Origin of the sequence: Salinicola sp. LHM (assembly GCF_034479735.1) — a bacterium.
Lineage (GTDB): Bacteria > Pseudomonadota > Gammaproteobacteria > Pseudomonadales > Halomonadaceae > Salinicola > Salinicola salarius.
This window is the reverse complement of the sequence record NZ_CP140261.1, coordinates 3,827,687-3,845,156: the sequence shown is the minus strand read 5'-3', so window position 1 is coordinate 3,845,156 and position 17,470 is coordinate 3,827,687. Positions and strand designations below refer to the sequence as shown.

The window sequence follows — 17,470 nt, the reverse complement described above, 5'->3', positions numbered from 1 at the left end:
GCAATAGAGATTCGCCGCAGATGATGCAGCAGTCAGGACAATAAGCGGGATGAAATCGGTTTTCCGGATTTCGTCCCGCTTTTTTACGACCTTGCGGCGGCTCGCTCGACCAATGCACGAAGCAGGGGCGTGATGCTAGACCTCGACGTAATGTGTTGATGACCAGTTAAGGAGGATGTTGCCTTGAACAGACCCGCGATACTGGCTCTCGAAGACGGCAGTGTGTTTTACGGTACTGCGATCGGAGCTGATGGACAAACTAGCGGGGAGGTGGTCTTCAATACCGCCATGACCGGTTATCAGGAAATCCTCACCGATCCCTCCTACACCCGCCAGATCGTTACGTTGACCTACCCGCATATTGGCAATACCGGCGTCAATCTCGAAGACGTCGAATCGGATCGCATCTGTGCGGCCGGTTTGGTGATTCGGGACTTGCCGCTGATCGCCAGCAATTTCCGCAGCACGATGTCGCTTTCCGAGTATCTGACCGCGCAGAACGTCGTCGGCATCGCCGACATTGATACCCGCCGCCTGACGCGCATTCTGCGCAACAAGGGTTCGCTGAATGGTGCGATTCTGGCCGGTGATGCCGCCCAAGGCGATGACGCCGTCGAGCGGGCGCTGGCGGCGGCTCGCGACTTCCCGGGGCTCAAGGGGATGGACCTGGCCAAGGAGGTCTCGTGCGAGTCCACCTATGAATGGACTGAGGGCGAATGGACGCTGGGCCAGGGTTACGCCGATACCGCCGACGGCGAGCGTCCCTCAGATGGCGCCCAGGACTCGCGCCGGTACCACGTGGTCGCCTACGACTACGGGATCAAGCACAACATCCTGCGCATGCTCGCCTCTCGCGGCTGCCGCCTGACCGTGGTGCCGGCCCAGACGCCGGCCAGCGAGGTGCTGGCGATGAACCCGGACGGTGTCTTCCTGGCCAACGGCCCGGGCGACCCCGAGCCCTGCGACTACGCGATCAGCGCGATCCGGGAAGTGCTCGAGACGGATATCCCGGTCTTCGGTATCTGCCTGGGTCATCAGCTGCTGGCGCTGGCCGCGGGTGCCAGGACGGTGAAGATGAATCATGGTCACCATGGCGCCAACCATCCGGTCCAGGATCTCGACAGCGGCCAAGTGATGATCACCAGTCAGAACCATGGCTTTGCGGTGGACGAAACCAGCCTGCCCGGAAACGTGCGCGCCATTCATCGTTCACTGTTCGACGGCACGCTGCAGGGCATCGAACTGACCGATCGTCCGGCGTTCAGCTTCCAGGGTCATCCGGAAGCGAGCCCGGGGCCACAGGATGTCTCGCCGCTGTTCGATCGCTTCGTGACGATGATGCAGCGTCGTCAGCAAGCCGCTTGAGTCAGCAGCGGCGGTTTGGAATTCAGTCTATCGGGTCGGCGCCAGTCGCCGACACCCTCATTTTCGACGAGTGTTAGCGCATGCCAAAACGTACGGATCTCGACAGCATTCTGATCATCGGCGCCGGCCCCATCGTTATCGGGCAGGCGTGCGAATTCGACTACTCCGGGGCCCAGGCCTGCAAGGCACTGCGTGAAGAGGGCTACCGCGTCATCCTGGTCAACTCCAATCCGGCGACCATCATGACCGATCCGGTGATGGCCGATGCCACCTACATCGAGCCGATCACCTGGCAGGCGGTGGAGCAGATCATTGAGAAGGAACGCCCGTCGGCGATTCTGCCGACCATGGGCGGGCAGACCGCGCTCAACTGTGCGCTGGAGCTCGACAAGCATGGCGTGCTCGAGAAGTACGGCGTGGAGATGATCGGCGCCAATGCCGATGCCATCAACAAGGCCGAAGATCGCGATCTGTTCGACAAGGCGATGAAGAACATTGGCCTCGAGTGTCCCAAGGCCAAGGTCGCCCATACCATGGACGAGGCGTGGGAAATCCAGGCTTCGCTCGGCTTCCCGGTGATCATTCGCCCCTCGTATACCATGGGCGGTTCCGGTGGTGGCGTGGCCTACAACAAGGAAGAGTTCGAGGAAATCTGCGGTCGCGGCTTCGAGCTTTCCAACAACCATGAGCTGCTGATCGACGAGTCGCTGCTGGGTTGGAAAGAGTACGAGATGGAGGTCGTTCGCGACAGGAACGACAACTGCATCATCGTCTGTGCGATCGAGAACTTCGACCCGATGGGCGTGCATACCGGCGACTCCATCACTGTCGCGCCAGCGCAGACGCTGACCGACAAGGAGTACCAGATCATGCGCAACGCATCCCTTGCGGTGCTGCGCGAGATCGGCGTCGAGACCGGTGGCTCCAATGTCCAGTTTGGCGTCGATCCGGACACCGGGCGCATGGTCGTGATCGAGATGAACCCGCGCGTGTCGCGCTCCTCGGCGCTGGCTTCCAAGGCGACCGGCTTCCCGATCGCCAAGATCGCCGCCAAGCTGGCGGTGGGCTATACCCTGGACGAACTTCAGAACGACATCACCGGCGGCGCCACGCCGGCCTCCTTCGAGCCGTCGATCGACTACGTCGTCACCAAGATCCCGCGCTTCACCTTCGAGAAGTTCCCTCAGGCCAACGACCGCCTGACCACGCAGATGAAGTCGGTCGGCGAGGTGATGGCGATCGGGCGGACCTTCCAGGAGTCGATGCACAAGGCGCTGCGTGGCCTGGAAATCGGTGTCGACGGGCTCGATCCGAAGGTTACCGACTTCAACGCCGAGAACATGGCGCTGATCAAGGGCGAGCTGCAGGCTGCCGGTGCCGACCGGATCTTCTATATCGCCGACGCCATGCGCAGCGGCATGAGCGTCGACGAGGTCTTCGCGCTCACCAATATCGATCGCTGGTTCCTGGTCCAGCTCGAGGATCTGGTGCTGGCCGAGGCGGCCGTCGCCAAGCGCTCGCTGCACGACTTGAGCGCCGACGATCTCTACCGTCTCAAGCGCAAGGGCTTTTCCGACGCGCGCTTGGCATCGCTGCTGGGCGTCTCCGAGAGCGAGTTCCGCCAGCGGCGTCAGCAGCTCGACATTCGCCCGGTCTACAAGCGGGTCGACACCTGCGCGGCGGAGTTCGCCTCCGATACCGCCTACATGTACTCCACCTACGAGGAGGAGTGCGAGGCGGAAGTCAGCGATCGTCAGAAGATCATGGTGCTCGGCGGCGGTCCCAACCGTATCGGCCAGGGAATCGAGTTCGACTACTGCTGCGTGCATGCGGCGCTGGCCATGCGCGAAGACGGCTACGAGACCATCATGGTCAACTGCAACCCGGAGACCGTCTCCACCGACTACGACACCTCGGATCGCCTCTACTTCGAGCCGGTCACGCTGGAAGACGTGCTGGAAATCGCCGACAAGGAGAAGCCGGTCGGGGTGATCGTGCAGTTCGGCGGCCAGACCCCGCTGAAGCTGGCACGAGCGCTGGAGGCGGCCGGCGTGCCGATCATCGGCACCACGCCGGACGCCATCGACCGCGCCGAAGACCGTGAGCGTTTCCAGAAGATGATCGACAAGCTGGGTCTCAAGCAGCCGCCCAACGCCACTGCGCGCAGCTTCGAGGATGCCTTCGCCAAGGCCGAGAAGATCGGCTATCCGCTGGTCGTGCGCCCGAGCTACGTGCTTGGCGGCCGCGCCATGGAGATCGTCTACACCGCCGAAGAGCTCGAGCGCTACATGACTCACGCGGTCAAGGTCTCCAACGATTCGCCGGTGCTGCTGGATCACTTCCTCAATGCGGCGATCGAAATCGACATCGATGCGGTCAGCGACGGTGAGCAGGTGGTGATCGGCGGCATCATGCAGCATATCGAGCAGGCCGGCGTCCACTCCGGTGACTCCGCCTGTTCGCTGCCGCCATATTCGCTGCCTGCCGAGGTGCAGGACGAGATGCGTGAGCAGGTCAAGCGCATGGCGGTCGAGCTGGGCGTGGTCGGGCTGATGAACGTGCAGCTGGCCTGGCAGGATGGCGAGATCTACATCATCGAGGTCAATCCGCGCGCCTCGCGTACCGTACCGTTTGTCTCCAAGTGCATCGGTACCTCGCTGGCCCAGGTCGCGGCGCGCTGCATGGCTGGCAAGACGCTGGCCGAGCAGCAATTCACCCGCGAGATCATTCCGGGTTATTTCAGCGTCAAGGAAGCGGTGTTTCCGTTCAACAAGTTCCCGGGTGTCGATCCGATCCTGTCGCCGGAGATGAAGTCGACTGGCGAGGTGATGGGCAGCGGCACGACCTTCGCCGAAGCCTTCTACAAGGCCCAGTTGGGCGCAGGCGAAGCGATTCCGAAGCTGACCGGCGAGCGTCAGGCGTTCCTCTCCGTACGCGAGCCGGACAAGCAAGGTGTTATCGAGGTGGCGCAATCTCTGCTAGCCTTGGGCTTCAGTTTGGTTGCAACGCGTGGCACGGCCAGGGCTCTGGAAGAGGCTGGTCTGTCCGTTGCTGTCGTCAACAAGGTTTTTGAAGGCCGTCCGCATATCGTCGATCTGCTCAAGAACGACGAAATCGCCTATATCGTGAATACCACGGAAGGCCGCCAGGCGATCAACGATTCCTCGGTCATCCGGCGCACTGCGCTGGCCCGCAAGGTGCCCTATGCCACGACGCTGGCGGGGGCGCGGGCCGTGTGCATGGCGCTGGAATACGGTAACGAGATCACGGTGCGGCGGCTGCAGGAACAGCACGCAGGAGTAGTTCATGAATAAGGTCCCGATGACCGTCCATGGCGAGCAGGCCTTGCGCCAGGAATTGGAACAGCTGAAAGGCGTCGAACGCCCGCGGGTGATCAGTGACATCGCGGAAGCCCGGGAACACGGCGATCTCAAGGAGAACGCCGAGTATCACGCTGCCCGTGAGCAGCAGGGGTTCATCGAAGGGCGCATTCAGGAGATCGAAGGCAAGCTGTCGTCGGCACAGGTCATCGACGTGACCAAGATGCCGAAGACCGGCAAGGTGATCTTCGGCGTGACCGTCGAGCTGCTCAATCTCGAGACCGACGACGAGGTGCGCTACCGGATCGTCGGCGAGGACGAGGCCGACATCAAGGCCGGCAAGATCTCGGTGACGTCACCGATCGCCCGCGCGCTGATCGGCAAGCAGGAAGGCGATGTGGTCAACGTCCGCACGCCGGGTGGCGACGTGGAGTATGAAATTTCCAACGTCGAGCATCTTTGAGCTACGAGCTACGAGCTACGAGCTACGAGCTACGAGCTACGAGCTACGAGCTACGAGCCAAAAAAACCGCGACGATGTCGCGGTTTTTTCGTATGGAACGGTCAATGCTCATTTCGCGGCTCGCGGCTCGCGGCTCGCGGCTCGCGGCTCGCGGCTCGCGGCTCGCGGCTCGCGGCTCGCGGCTCGGCTTCAGTGCCGCCCGTGATGTTCTTCGGCGCGCTGAATGTTGGAAAGCTTGGGATTGACGTTGGGGTTGTGACGATAGAGCAGTGCCACTTTGCCCAGTGTCTGGACCAGTTCCGCGCCGGAAAGCTCGACCAGTTCCTCGACCATGGCCTGGCGCTCCTCGCGCTCGGGGATCGCCAGCTTGACCTTGATCAGTTCATGATCGCGTAGCGCGCGCTCGAGTTCCTGCTGGGCACCTTCGCTCAAACCGTTTTCACTGACGGTGACGATCGGCTGCAGGTGGTGGCCGATGCTGCGGAAGGCTTTCTTTTGTGCGGATGATAGGCTCATGATAGTCTGACCGTTGAACTTCGCGATAATTGTCAGCGGTGCTGCCATCGGTCTCACCACCGCACTGTCGAAACGCCTCATGGTACGGGTTTCGACCGCAACAGGAAAGATGTCGTCGGTTCAGAAGGCGTGTCCCGAAACCGGCAGGAATGTCCGGGACTTATGAAGGCAGCGCCTCTGGTTCTTTCGCTTCGGGCTTCGAGCCTCGCATCTCCGCTATACGTTCTTTGGCTATTCTTTCAGGTGATCATCAGTGGCGCGCTCTTCCAGCTCAGGCCCCAAATCCAGTCCCGAAAAGACCGGTTCTTCTACCCGGCAGAGCAAAAGCAGCGCTGGCTGGTTGAAGGAGCATTTCGACGATCGCTACGTGCAGCAGTCATGGAAAGACGGTTATCGTTCGCGTGCAAGCTATAAGTTGCTGGAACTGGACGAGCGTGACAAGTTATTACGCACAGGCATGACGGTGATCGATCTAGGTGCTGCTCCTGGCGGCTGGAGCCAGATTGCCGCGGAAAAGGTCGGCAGCGAAGGTCTGGTGATCGCCTCCGATATCCTGGAAATGGATGCGCTGGCGGGCGTCAGCTTCATCCACGGCGATTTCACCGAAGAAAGCGTACTGGAATCGATTCTGGCAGAGCTTGGCGGACGCCCCGTCGATCTGGTGCTTTCCGACATGGCGCCGAACATGAGCGGCATGGCGGCGATCGACCAGCCACAGGCGATGTATCTGGTCGAGCTGGCGCTCGATCTCGCGAAACAGACATTGTCGCCCGGTGGCTATTTTCTGGCCAAGGTATTTCAGGGCGAAGGATTCGATGACTACCTGCGTGATCTGCGAGGCAGCTTCCGCAAGGTGGTAACGCGCAAGCCGGAGGCATCACGGGCCCGTTCTCGCGAAGTCTATCTGCTGGCGCAAGGATTTCAGGGCTAGGCTTGCAAGCGTGGTTGAACGCCCCCATCTGGTGTAGTGTCAGATCACGGCAAGCGCAGGCAGCAAGATTCGTACTACGAGGGTGGTGTCTTGAACGACATGGCGAAGAATTTAATTCTCTGGTTGGTCATCGCGGCTGTGCTGCTGACGGTGTTCAACAACTTTAGCGTCGATAGCTCGCCGCAGACGACGAGCTATTCACAGTTCGTGCAGCAGGTCCAGAACGACCAGGTGCGCAGCGTGACCATCGATGGCTACACCATCAATGGCGAGCGCAAGGACGGCACGCAGTTCCAGACGATCAGACCGGCGGCGCAGGATCCCAAGCTGATGGACGATCTGCTGGCGCATGACGTCACCGTGGTCGGCCAGAAGCCCGAAGAGCAGAGCCTGTGGACGCGCTTGCTGATCGCCAGCTTCCCGATCCTGCTGATTCTGGGCATCTTTATCTTCTTCATGCGCCAGATGCAGGGTGGCGGCAGTGGCCGAGGCGGCCCGATGAGCTTCGGCAAGTCGAAAGCCAAGCTGCTGAGCCAGGATCAGATCAAGTCTACCTTCGCCGACGTCGCGGGCTGTGACGAAGCCAAGGAAGAGGTCGTCGAGCTGGTCGACTTCCTCAAGGATCCGTCGAAATTCCAGCGTCTGGGCGGTCAGATTCCGCGCGGCGTGCTGATGGTGGGGCCGCCGGGTACGGGCAAGACGTTGCTGGCCAAGGCGATCGCTGGCGAGGCCAAGGTGCCGTTCTTCAGCATCTCCGGCTCCGATTTCGTCGAAATGTTCGTTGGCGTGGGCGCTTCCCGCGTTCGTGACATGTTCGAACAGGCCAAGAAGCAGGCGCCGTGCATCATCTTCATCGACGAGATCGATGCCGTCGGTCGCCATCGTGGTTCCGGCATGGGCGGCGGTCACGACGAGCGCGAGCAGACGCTGAACCAGTTGCTGGTCGAAATGGACGGCTTCGAGGCCAACGACGGCATCATCGTCATTGCCGCCACCAACCGTCCGGACGTTCTGGATCCGGCGCTGCTGCGTCCCGGTCGTTTCGACCGTCAGGTCACCGTGCCGCTTCCCGACATTCGGGGGCGTGAGCATATTCTCAACGTTCATCTGCGCAAGGTGCCGATGGCCGATGGCGTGCAGGCGAGCATCATCGCCCGCGGTACGCCGGGCTTCTCCGGCGCCGACCTGGCCAATCTGGTCAACGAGGCAGCGCTGTTCGCGGCTCGCCGCAATCGCCGCACCGTCGGCATGGAGGAGCTGGAGCTGGCCAAGGACAAGATCATGATGGGCGCCGAACGTCGCTCCATGGTCATGTCGGAGAAGGATAAGCTGAATACCGCTTATCACGAGTCAGGGCATGCCATCATTGGCCTGATCATGCCGGAGCATGATCCGGTCTATAAGGTCACCATCATTCCCCGTGGCCGAGCGCTGGGCGTGACCATGTTCCTTCCCGAGGAGGATCGTTACAGCTACTCGCGCCAGCAGATCATCAGCCAGCTCTGCTCCCTGTTCGGCGGTCGTATCGCGGAAGAGATGACGCTGGGGCCGAATGGAGTGACCACCGGTGCTTCCAACGACATCAAGCGTGCTACCGAGCTGGCGCACAGCATGGTCGCCAAGTGGGGGCTGTCCGAAGAGATGGGGCCGTTGATGTACGACGAGGACGAGTCCCATCAGTTCCTCGGCGGGCCGGGCCAGGGCGGCGGCAAGCTGACCTCCGGCGAGACATCGACCCGTCTCGATAAGGAAGTGCGTCGCATCATCGACGAGTGCTACGCGATGGCGCGCAAGATCCTCGAGGACAACCGCGACAAGCTCGATCTGATGGCCGAGGCGCTGATGCAGTACGAGACCATCGATGCCGCGCAGCTCAAGGACATCATGGAAGGCCGCAAGCCGCGTCCGCCGAAGGATTGGGGCGACGACGGGCCGACTTCGGGTTCCGGTCGTCCTGTCGATGACCCGGAGCCGCAGCCGAGCGGTGAAGGTTCGCCGGATGACGAGTCGGGAAATCGACGGCCTTCGGATCCGCTGGGCGGGTCATCGGGGCTCTGATGTGGCCCATTGACGAAATGAAATGACAGACTTGCAGCGGGGCGTCAGAGATGGCGCCCCGCTGTATTTCGGACGGTTGCACAACACTCTCGGCCTGCCTAGAGTGAACGCTTTTTGAGCGACGACTCCCATGACAGATTCGGTATCCACTGGCGTCCAATTACGCTGTGGTCATCATCATCTCGACCTTTCACGCCCCCGCGTCATGGGCATTCTCAATGTGACGCCGGATTCTTTTTCGGATGGCGGTCGACACGACCGGCTGGATGCTGCTCGCCGTCATGCCGAGCGTCTGCTGCAGGAAGGTGCGACCATCATCGACGTGGGCGGCGAGTCGACACGGCCGGGGGCCGAGCCGGTGACGCTGGAAACCGAACGGGAGCGCGTGTTGCCCGTGGTCGAGATGCTGGTGTCGGAGTTCGATGCGCTGGTTTCGGTCGACACCAGTGCGCCCGAACTGATGCGGGAAGTCGCCGAAGCCGGTGCCGGCATGATCAATGACGTGCGCTCGCTGATGCGCCCAGGCGCGCTCGAGGCGGCGGCGGACACTGGTCTGCCCGTGTGTCTGATGCACATGCTGGGAGAGCCGCAGACGATGCAGCAGGCGCCGCACTACGATCGCCCCGTCGAAGCGGCCGTCGCCGATTTCCTGCGCGAGCGTGTCGCGGTTTGCGAGGCGGCGGGCATTGCGCGGGAGCGGCTGCTGCTGGACCCGGGTTTCGGCTTTGCCAAGACTCTGGAGCACAACCTGCGGTTGCTCAATCGCATGGATACGCTGGAAGCGCTGGGACTGCCGTTGCTCGTGGGAATGTCGCGCAAGAGCATGATCGGACAGGTACTGGAGCGCCCCGTCGATCAGCGCTTGCCTGGCGGGCTGGCGTTGAGCGTGATGGCGGTCGAGCGGGGCGCTAGAATCATCAGAGTGCATGATGTTGCGCCCACGGTCGATGCCATCAATATGGCTTGGGCAGTACTTCAGGAACGACCAGCTTCAGGAGCGAGGCGATCATGAGTAGACGTTATTTCGGTACCGACGGGATTCGCGGCACCGTTGGAGAGTATCCTATCACCGCCGACTTCATGCTGAAGCTGGGCTGGGCCATGGGCCGAGTGCTGGCGCGCAAACTGAGCAGCCATCAGGTTCGGCAGAAGTCCGCCCAGTCGACGCGGCCCAAGGTGATCATCGGTAAGGACACGCGCATTTCCGGGTACATGTTCGAATCGGCGCTGGAAGCGGGGCTTTCGGCTGCCGGGGCCGATGTCTCGTTGCTGGGGCCGATGCCGACACCGGGCATTGCCTATCTGACACGCACGTTCCGAGCCGATGCCGGGATCGTGATTTCGGCATCGCATAATCCCTATCAGGATAACGGCATCAAGTTTTTCTCGGCGGAAGGGCTGAAGCTCGCCGACGAGGTCGAGACCGAGATCGAGAACGAGCTCGACAAGCCGCTGGAGACCATGGCGCCGAACCAGCTCGGCAAGGCGGTCCGTATCAATGACGCCGCCGGACGCTACATCGAGTTCTGCAAGTCCACGGTTCACAATCGCCTCGAGCTGCACGGTTTGCGAATCGTGCTGGACTGCGCCCATGGCGCGACCTATCACATCGCACCCAACGTCTTTCGCGAGCTCGGTGCCGATGTCAGCGTGATCGGCGGCGAGCCCGACGGTCTCAACATCAATCAGAACGTGGGCTCGACGCATACCGAACGCTTGAGCGAGGCGGTTCTGGCGCGCCAGGCCGACCTGGGTATCGCGTTCGACGGCGATGGCGATCGCGTCCTGATGATTGATCGGCACGGAAAGCTGGTAGACGGCGACGAGATCCTCTATATCATCGCTCGTGACCTGCACGCTCGCGGTAAATTGAATGGCGGCGTCGTGGGCACGCTCATGACCAATTTCGGCCTGGCGGCAGCCTTCGAGAAGCAGGGGATTCCCTTCGAGCGGGCCAAGGTGGGGGATCGTTATGTCGTCGAACGTCTGCTCGCCAACGACTGGCTGCTGGGAGGCGAGGCCTCCGGTCATATCGTCTGCCGCAACGTGCAGACCACTGGCGACGGCATCGTTTCCGCGCTACAGGTGCTGGCAGTGATGGTGCGGGAAGAGGTGCCGCTGGAGCAGTTGCTGGAAGGCTTCGAAAAGGCACCGCAGTCGCTGGTCAACGTGCGCCTGCCGAGCAACTATGATGCCAGAACCTTGCTGGACAGCGAGGCGCTGCGCCAGACGGTGAGCTCGGTCGAGGATGAGCTTGGCGGCAGTGGTCGAGTGCTGTTGCGTCCTTCGGGCACCGAGCCGCTGATCCGAGTCATGGTAGAGGGGCGGCCGCGCTTCGACGTCCAGGCCATGGCGCAGCGAATTGCTGATAGTGTCGAAACTCTGATTGCCTGAGCCGACCAGATAGCCAAGAGCACTTGTTGTCTTGCTGTCAAGGCTCTTATACCATGTCGCACCACCGACAGGAGGTTGCATGCGCAAGCCGCTGATCGCGGGTAACTGGAAGATGAATGGCTCGGCGGAATTGATCGAGACGTTTGGCCGAGCATTCGCCGAGACGGATCTGGCGTCGTCGGTCGATGTCGTGATCCATCCTCCGTTTCCCTATCTCGATGCTGCACGCCGCGCCTTTGCGGATACGTTCGTCGGCCTGGGAGCGCAGACGCTCAATCCGTTGCATTCCGGTGCCCGGACCGGGGAAGTCAGCGGGCAGATGCTCAGCGAGTTCGGGGTCGAGTACGTATTGGTCGGCCATTCCGAGCGTCGCCAGCTCTATCATGAGAGTGATGAACAGGTTTACGAGCGCGTGATAGCGGCGCTCGGCGCAGGGCTCAAGCCGATTCTCTGCGTGGGTGAAACCCTTGAAGAGCGTGATGCCGGCCGATCCGAGGATGTCGTGCTGCGCCAGGTGGGGTACGTCATGGCCCGGCTCGAGCCGGGGCAGCGCCAGCAGATGACGATCGCCTACGAGCCCGTCTGGGCCATCGGCACCGGGCGTACGGCGACGCCAGAGCAGGCTCAGCAGATGATGGCTGCGATTCGCGGCTATCAGGCCGGTTTCGATCGTGAACTGGCCGATGCATTGCGTCTGCTCTATGGCGGCAGCATGAACGCGGGTAACGCCCAGGAGTTGCTCGCGCAGCAGGATATCGACGGCGGCCTGATCGGCGGTGCGTCGCTCAAGGTCGACGATTTCATAGCGATTTGTCAGTCAGCAGGTTGATTTCATGCAGATAGCGATTTTGTTGGTTCACGTTCTGGCCGCCATTGCACTGGTGGTGCTGGTCCTGTTGCAGCAGGGCAAGGGTGCCGAGGCCGGTGCAGCTTTTGGTGGCGGATCCTCGCAGACCGTCTTCGGCTCACGCGGCAGTGGCGGGTTCCTGTCCAAGCTGACCGGCGGCCTAGCGGCGCTCTTTTTCGTCACCTCTCTGGGGTTGGCCTATTTCGCGACCAGCGCCAGCAGCGCGCCGCAGAGCGGTATTCCCGATGCGCAAGTGATCGAACAGCAACATAATGGTGCGCCGACCCTTGACGACGGCGACCAAAGCGGGAATAATGCTGCGCCAGCACTCGAGGAAGATGGCGGTCAGAAATCGTCAAATCCTTGAGTGGAAAGGAAATTCACAGCCTTCGATGAAACGGTTGAAAGCAGTGAATTGGTGTGGCGCCTAGGCGCTGCACGCCCCTGATGCCGAAGTGGTGGAATTGGTAGACACGCTATCTTGAGGGGGTAGTGACCTTACGGTCGTGCGGGTTCAAGTCCCGCCTTCGGCACCATCGTCAAGTCTTCCGGTCGAGCTGATTCGGACCTCTTAACGATACGCAAGACGATTCTTGTGAAAAGAATCAGGCGATATCGCGGCCTTCCTTGACCCATCCCAAGGTCGTTCCTATAATCGCCAACCTGATGTTGCGGGGTGGAGCAGTCTGGTAGCTCGTCGGGCTCATAACCCGAAGGTCGTCGGTTCAAATCCGGCCCCCGCTACCAAGTTTTTATGAAAGGCCCCTTCCTGAGAAGGGGCTTTTTGTTAGCAGCTTTGTCATTGTCAGCGCATTGTCGTTGTTAACGGCGCTGCTGACGTCATTGCCAGTCAGCCACCTAGCACCTTGCATTTCTCTCAACTCCCGGTCAGGTGCCTGATGCAACTGCTGTAGGAGTCGTTTGTGGTCACCAAGGACGCAGCACTGTATGCGATCATCGAGCCGGTGGTAACTGCCATGGGCTTTGAGTTGTGGGGCCTCGACTATCTGGCTCAGGGCAAGCATTCCAAGCTGATGATCTATATCGACAGCCCCAACGGGATCTCGGTTGACGATTGCGCCGACGTCAGCCGCCAGGTCAGTGGTGTCATGGATGTCGAAGATCCGATCTCGGGCAACTACAACCTGGAGGTGTCTTCTCCGGGACTCGATCGCCCACTCTATACGCTCGATCATTTTTCGCGCTTCAGCGGTCACGTGGTGCAGCTCAAGTTGCGCACGGCGTTTGACGGTCGACGCAAGTTCCAGGGGCGCCTGGCCGGCATCGACGGCGACGAAGTGCTGCTGCATATCGACTCGGAAGAGTACTGCTTTCCGATAGAAAGCATCGATCAGGCTCGTGTCGTCCCGCAGTTCGACGATTGATTCGACCACCTATCATTTGGTGACCCAGTTATTCGTGGCTGACTCAGGATTCGACACCGATTCAGTTATTCGAGATCAAGAACCGGTTTTTCGGCGAGGCATAGGCATGAGCAAAGAGATACTGCTGGTCGTTGACGCCATCTCCAACGAGAAGAGCGTGCCCCGAGACGTCATTTTCGAGGCTGTCGAAGCGGCGTTGGCCAGCGCGTCGCGCAAGCGTTTCGAAGGTCAGGACGTCAGTATTCGCGTCCAGATTGATCGCCGCACCGGCGAGTACGATACTTTCCGTCGCTGGGTCGTGGTCGAGGACGAAGAGTACCTCAGCGAAGATCGTGAAATTCCGCTCTCCGAGGCAGAAAAGCGCGAGCCGCCGCTGGTGGTGGGCGATGTCGTCGAAGAACAGATCGAATCGGTGGCTTTCGGGCGTATCGCGGCGCAGACAGCCAAGCAGGTCATCGTGCAGAAGGTGCGCGAAGCCGAGCGTGCCCAGATCGTCAGGCATTACGCCGAGCGAGAAGGCGAACTGGTCGCGGGTATCGTCAAGAAAACGACACGTGACGGCCTGATCATCGACCTCGGCGAGAACGCAGAGGGCTTCTTGCCGCGGGGCGAGATGATCCCCGGCGAGCGCTACCGCATGAACGAGCGGGTACGGGCCCTGTTGTGGAAAGTCGATGCGGAAGCGCGCGGTTCCCAGCTCATCCTGTCCCGGACCAAACCGGGCATGCTGGTCGAGCTTTTCAAGATCGAAGTGCCGGAAATTGCCGAACAGCTGATCGAGATCAAGGGGGCCGCCCGCGATCCGGGGGCGCGCGCCAAGATCGCGGTCAAGACCAATGACAGGCGCATCGACCCGGTCGGTGCCTGTGTCGGCATGCGTGGTTCACGCGTGCAGGCGGTATCCAACGAGCTGCGTAACGAGCGCGTGGATATCATTTTATGGGACGACAACCCTGCGCAGTTGGTGATCAACGCCATGGCGCCGGCGGAAGTCGCTTCTATTCTCGTCGATGAAGATGCCCATTCGATGGACGTCGCCGTCGGCGAAGACAACCTCGCTCAGGCCATCGGTCGTAGCGGCCAGAACGTCAGACTCGCCAGCGAGTTGACGGGGTGGACGCTCAACGTGATGACCGTTGACGAAGCCGAGGGCAAACGCGAGCAGGAAGTCGACAGCCTGGTCGAATATTTCATCAACCATCTCGAGATCGACGAAGACGTCGCCCGTATCCTGGTCGAGGAAGGGTTCACGACGATCGAAGAGCTGGCCTACGTGCCGCTCGAAGAGATGCTGGAGATCGAAGAGTTCGATGAGGATCTGGTCGAGGAACTTCGTGCAAGAGCCAAGGATGAGCTTCTCAACTTGGCCATCGCGACGGAAGAGCAATTGGATGGCGCTCAGCCCGCCGAAGACCTTCTCACGATGGACGGCATGGACCGCCACCTGGCTTTCATTCTTGCCAGCCGTGGCATCGTCACCATGGAGGACCTCGCAGAACAGTCCATCGAGGATCTGAAGGATATCGACGACGTGGACGAGGAGCGCGCAGCGGCACTGATCATGACTGCCCGTGCGCCTTGGTTTCAGAGCGAAGAGTAACGTGGTCACGGGTTCAGGAGGGTCGTAATGTCAGACATGACCGTAAAAGAGTTTGCCGGCAAGGTGGGACGCGATGTGTCCCGCCTGCTTGAACAGATGAAGGATGCGGGTCTGCCGCATCAGAAGGAAAGCGACGCCGTCTCCGAAGAGGACAAGCAGCGTCTGCTCGATCACCTGACCAAGAGTCACGGTGGGGGACGCGGTCCGCGTAACCGCATCACATTGACGCGCAACACCCGCAGCAAGATCCGCTCGGGCGATCGCGGTAAGACCATTGAAGTGCAGGTGCGCAAGAAGCGTACCTATGTCAAGCGGGAAGAACCGGCCGAAGAAGCGCCGGTCGAAGAGACTGGTCCGCGTCAGTTGGTTGGCGACATGGCCGATCAGGCGCAACAGCAGGCCGCCGAGCAGGCCAGTGCCCAGGCTGCGGCGGCGAGCGAAGCGGCTCAGAATCAGACCGCAGGTCAGGAAAGCTCCAACAAGGCTGCCGCGCCGGCGCCTCAGCCCCAGGCACCCGGGGATGACATTCCCGATGAGCCGCAGGTCGAGGACGACGAGCCGACTTCCAACAGTCAGCCGTTCGTCGAGCCGCCGCCCAAGGAGCCGCGCACCGAAAATCGTCGCGCCCATCCGAAGAAGGACAAGGAGCGTGATCAGGGTCGCCGTGGGCGCCGTGATGACGACGACGACCGTTCCGAGCGTCGCCGTGGCGGCGGGGCCAAGAAGGTCAAGCGTGCCGAGCGTCGCGGTAGCCGTCGTGGTCGTGGCGACAACCAGCACGGCTTCCAGAAGCCGACCCAGCCGATCGTACGCGAAGTCGCGCTGCCGGAATCGATCAGCGTTGCCGAACTGGCCGACAAGATGTCGATCAAGGCCAACGAAGTGATCAAGGCCATGTTCAGCATGGGTGCGGCGGTGACCATCAACCAGACCATCGATCAGGATACTGCCGCGATCGTGGTCGAGGAGATGGGTCACAAGCCGAAGCTGGTCAAGGAAGATGCGCTCGAGACCGAAGTGCTCGAAGGCATCTCCTACGAAGGTGACGAAATCACCCGCTCGCCGGTCGTCACCGTCATGGGTCACGTCGACCACGGCAAGACCTCGCTGCTCGACTTCATCCGTCGCACCAAGGTCGCGACTGGCGAAGCCGGTGGCATCACCCAGCATATCGGTGCCTACCACGTCGAAGGCGAACATGGTGGCGTCACCTTCCTGGATACGCCGGGTCACGCAGCGTTTACCGCCATGCGTGCTCGTGGTGCCCAGGCGACCGATGTCGTCATCCTGGTGGTGGCCGCCGACGACGGTGTCATGCCGCAGACGATCGAGGCGATCGAGCATGCCAAGGCTGCCGGCGTACAGCTGGTCGTCGCGATCAACAAGATCGACAAGGAAGGTGCCGACCTCGACCGGATTCGCAACGAGCTGTCACAGCACGGCGTGATCTCCGAAGAGTGGGGCGGCGACACCCAGTTCGTTCCGGTCTCGGCGAAGACCGGCGAAGGCATCGATCAACTGCTGGAGTCGGTGCTGCTGGTCTCCGAAGTGCTTGAGCTCAAGGCCGTTCCGGAAGCGCCGGGTAAAGGCGTGGTGGTCGAGTCTCGCCTCGACAAGGGGCGCGGTCCGGTTGCTACCGTGCTGGTCCAGAACGGTACGCTCAAGCGTGGCGACATCGTCCTTGCCGGCCTGCACTACGGCCGTGTGCGGGCGCTGACCAACGAACTCGGCAAGCAGGTCGAGTCGGTCGGCCCGTCCATGCCGGTCGAGATCCAGGGTCTCGACGGCACGCCGGAAGCCGGTGAAGACTTCATGGTCCTGGCCGACGAGAAGAAGGCGCGTGAAATCGCCAACTTCCGTCAGGGCAAATACCGTGAAGTTCGCCTGGCGCGTCAGCAGAAGGCCAAGCTGGAGAACATGTTCAGCCAGATGGGCCAGGACGAAGTGGCCAAGGTCAATGTCGTCCTCAAGGCCGACGTCCAGGGCTCGCTCGAGGCGATTCGCGGTGCGCTGGAAGAACTTTCCACCGATGAAGTGCAGGTGGCGGTCGTCTCTTCCGGGGTCGGCGGTATCACCGGTACCGACGCCAACCTGGCGCTGGCCAGTGAAGCGATTCTGGTCGGCTTCAACGTCCGTGCCGATGCTTCCGCCCGTGAGATCGTCGAGCGTGAAGGGCTGGATCTGCGCTACTACAGCGTCATCTACCAGCTGATCGACGAGGTCAAGCAGGCCATGAGCGGCATGCTGGCGCCGGAGTGGAAGGAAGAGATCGTCGGTGTCGCCGAAGTGCGCGACGTGTTCAAGGCGCCGAAGATCGGTGCCATCGCTGGCTGTATGGTCATCGAGGGCTCCGTCCACCGCAACAAGAAGATCCGCGTCCTGCGCGACAACGTGGTCATCTACGAAGGCGAGCTGGAATCCCTGCGCCGCTTCAAGGATGACGTCAACGAAGTCCGCAACGGCATGGAGTGCGGTATCGGCGTCAAGAACTACAACGACGTTCAGGTCGGCGACAAGATCGAGGTCTTCGACCAGGTCAAGGTCGAGCGTACCCTGTAAGCGACAGGATCCCGCCGGCGTCTAGGTTTTCA

Annotated in this window: 13 protein-coding genes and 2 tRNA genes; 14 read left to right on the top strand and 1 reads right to left on the bottom strand. The window is 61.3% G+C overall.

All coding sequences use genetic code 11. The features are described 5' to 3' along the window. Positions 1-183 precede the first annotated feature (183 nt). From carA to greA, 3 genes are all read left to right on the top strand, one after another. Positions 184-1,365, top strand: coding sequence for a glutamine-hydrolyzing carbamoyl-phosphate synthase small subunit (gene carA, locus R5R73_RS17525; RefSeq protein ID WP_322528188.1), 1,182 nt, complete (start codon positions 184-186; stop codon positions 1,363-1,365). Positions 1,366-1,445: 80 nt separating this feature from the next. Continuing rightward, positions 1,446-4,679, top strand: a complete 3,234-nt coding sequence (gene carB / locus R5R73_RS17520) for a carbamoyl-phosphate synthase large subunit (protein WP_071230946.1) — start codon at positions 1,446-1,448, stop codon at positions 4,677-4,679. Beyond that, positions 4,672-5,148, top strand: coding sequence for a transcription elongation factor GreA (greA, locus tag R5R73_RS17515; RefSeq protein WP_322528187.1), 477 nt, complete (start codon positions 4,672-4,674; stop codon positions 5,146-5,148). The genes carB and greA overlap by 8 nt, the downstream gene beginning before the upstream one ends. Before the next feature lie 189 nt (positions 5,149-5,337). Here greA and yhbY read toward each other — a convergent pair whose 3' ends face one another. Beyond that, positions 5,338-5,664: a ribosome assembly RNA-binding protein YhbY gene (gene yhbY / locus R5R73_RS17510; RefSeq protein WP_071231165.1), complete on the bottom strand. Its 327-nt coding sequence runs from the start codon at positions 5,662-5,664 to the stop codon at positions 5,338-5,340. A gap of 253 nt (positions 5,665-5,917) precedes the next feature. Between yhbY and rlmE the strand changes: the two genes are divergently transcribed. From rlmE to infB, 11 genes are all read left to right on the top strand, one after another. Beyond that, positions 5,918-6,595 (top strand): 23S rRNA (uridine(2552)-2'-O)-methyltransferase RlmE, encoded by a 678-nt coding sequence (gene rlmE / locus R5R73_RS17505; RefSeq protein WP_322528186.1) that lies wholly within the window; start codon positions 5,918-5,920, stop codon positions 6,593-6,595. 90 nt (positions 6,596-6,685) lie between these two features. Then, positions 6,686-8,653 (top strand): ATP-dependent zinc metalloprotease FtsH, encoded by a 1,968-nt coding sequence (gene ftsH / locus R5R73_RS17500; RefSeq protein WP_071230943.1) that lies wholly within the window; start codon positions 6,686-6,688, stop codon positions 8,651-8,653. A gap of 130 nt (positions 8,654-8,783) precedes the next feature. Beyond that, positions 8,784-9,665 (top strand): dihydropteroate synthase, encoded by an 882-nt coding sequence (gene folP, locus R5R73_RS17495; RefSeq protein WP_322528185.1) that lies wholly within the window; start codon positions 8,784-8,786, stop codon positions 9,663-9,665. Continuing rightward, complete coding sequence (gene glmM, locus R5R73_RS17490; protein WP_322528184.1) at positions 9,662-11,047, top strand: phosphoglucosamine mutase; 1,386 nt, start codon at positions 9,662-9,664, stop codon at positions 11,045-11,047. Before folP ends, glmM begins: the two co-directional genes overlap by 4 nt. 79 nt (positions 11,048-11,126) lie before the next feature. Further along, a complete protein-coding gene (gene tpiA, locus R5R73_RS17485) occupies positions 11,127-11,876 on the top strand; it encodes a triose-phosphate isomerase (RefSeq protein ID WP_071230940.1) in 750 nt (249 codons plus the stop codon). A gap of 4 nt (positions 11,877-11,880) precedes the next feature. Then, positions 11,881-12,261, top strand: coding sequence for a preprotein translocase subunit SecG (gene secG / locus R5R73_RS17480; RefSeq protein WP_071230939.1), 381 nt, complete (start codon positions 11,881-11,883; stop codon positions 12,259-12,261). Positions 12,262-12,343: 82 nt separating this feature from the next. Further along, positions 12,344-12,430, top strand: a tRNA-Leu gene (locus R5R73_RS17475). Positions 12,431-12,564: 134 nt separating this feature from the next. After that, positions 12,565-12,641, top strand: a tRNA-Met gene (locus R5R73_RS17470). Between the two features lie 176 nt (positions 12,642-12,817). Then, positions 12,818-13,279, top strand: coding sequence for a ribosome maturation factor RimP (gene rimP / locus R5R73_RS17465; RefSeq protein ID WP_322528183.1), 462 nt, complete (start codon positions 12,818-12,820; stop codon positions 13,277-13,279). A gap of 106 nt (positions 13,280-13,385) precedes the next feature. Next, a complete protein-coding gene (gene nusA / locus R5R73_RS17460) occupies positions 13,386-14,879 on the top strand; it encodes a transcription termination factor NusA (RefSeq protein ID WP_322528182.1) in 1,494 nt (497 codons plus the stop codon). Positions 14,880-14,906: 27 nt separating this feature from the next. After that, complete coding sequence (gene infB / locus R5R73_RS17455; RefSeq protein WP_071230936.1) at positions 14,907-17,438, top strand: translation initiation factor IF-2; 2,532 nt, start codon at positions 14,907-14,909, stop codon at positions 17,436-17,438. The last annotated feature ends 32 nt before the right edge of the window (positions 17,439-17,470 follow it).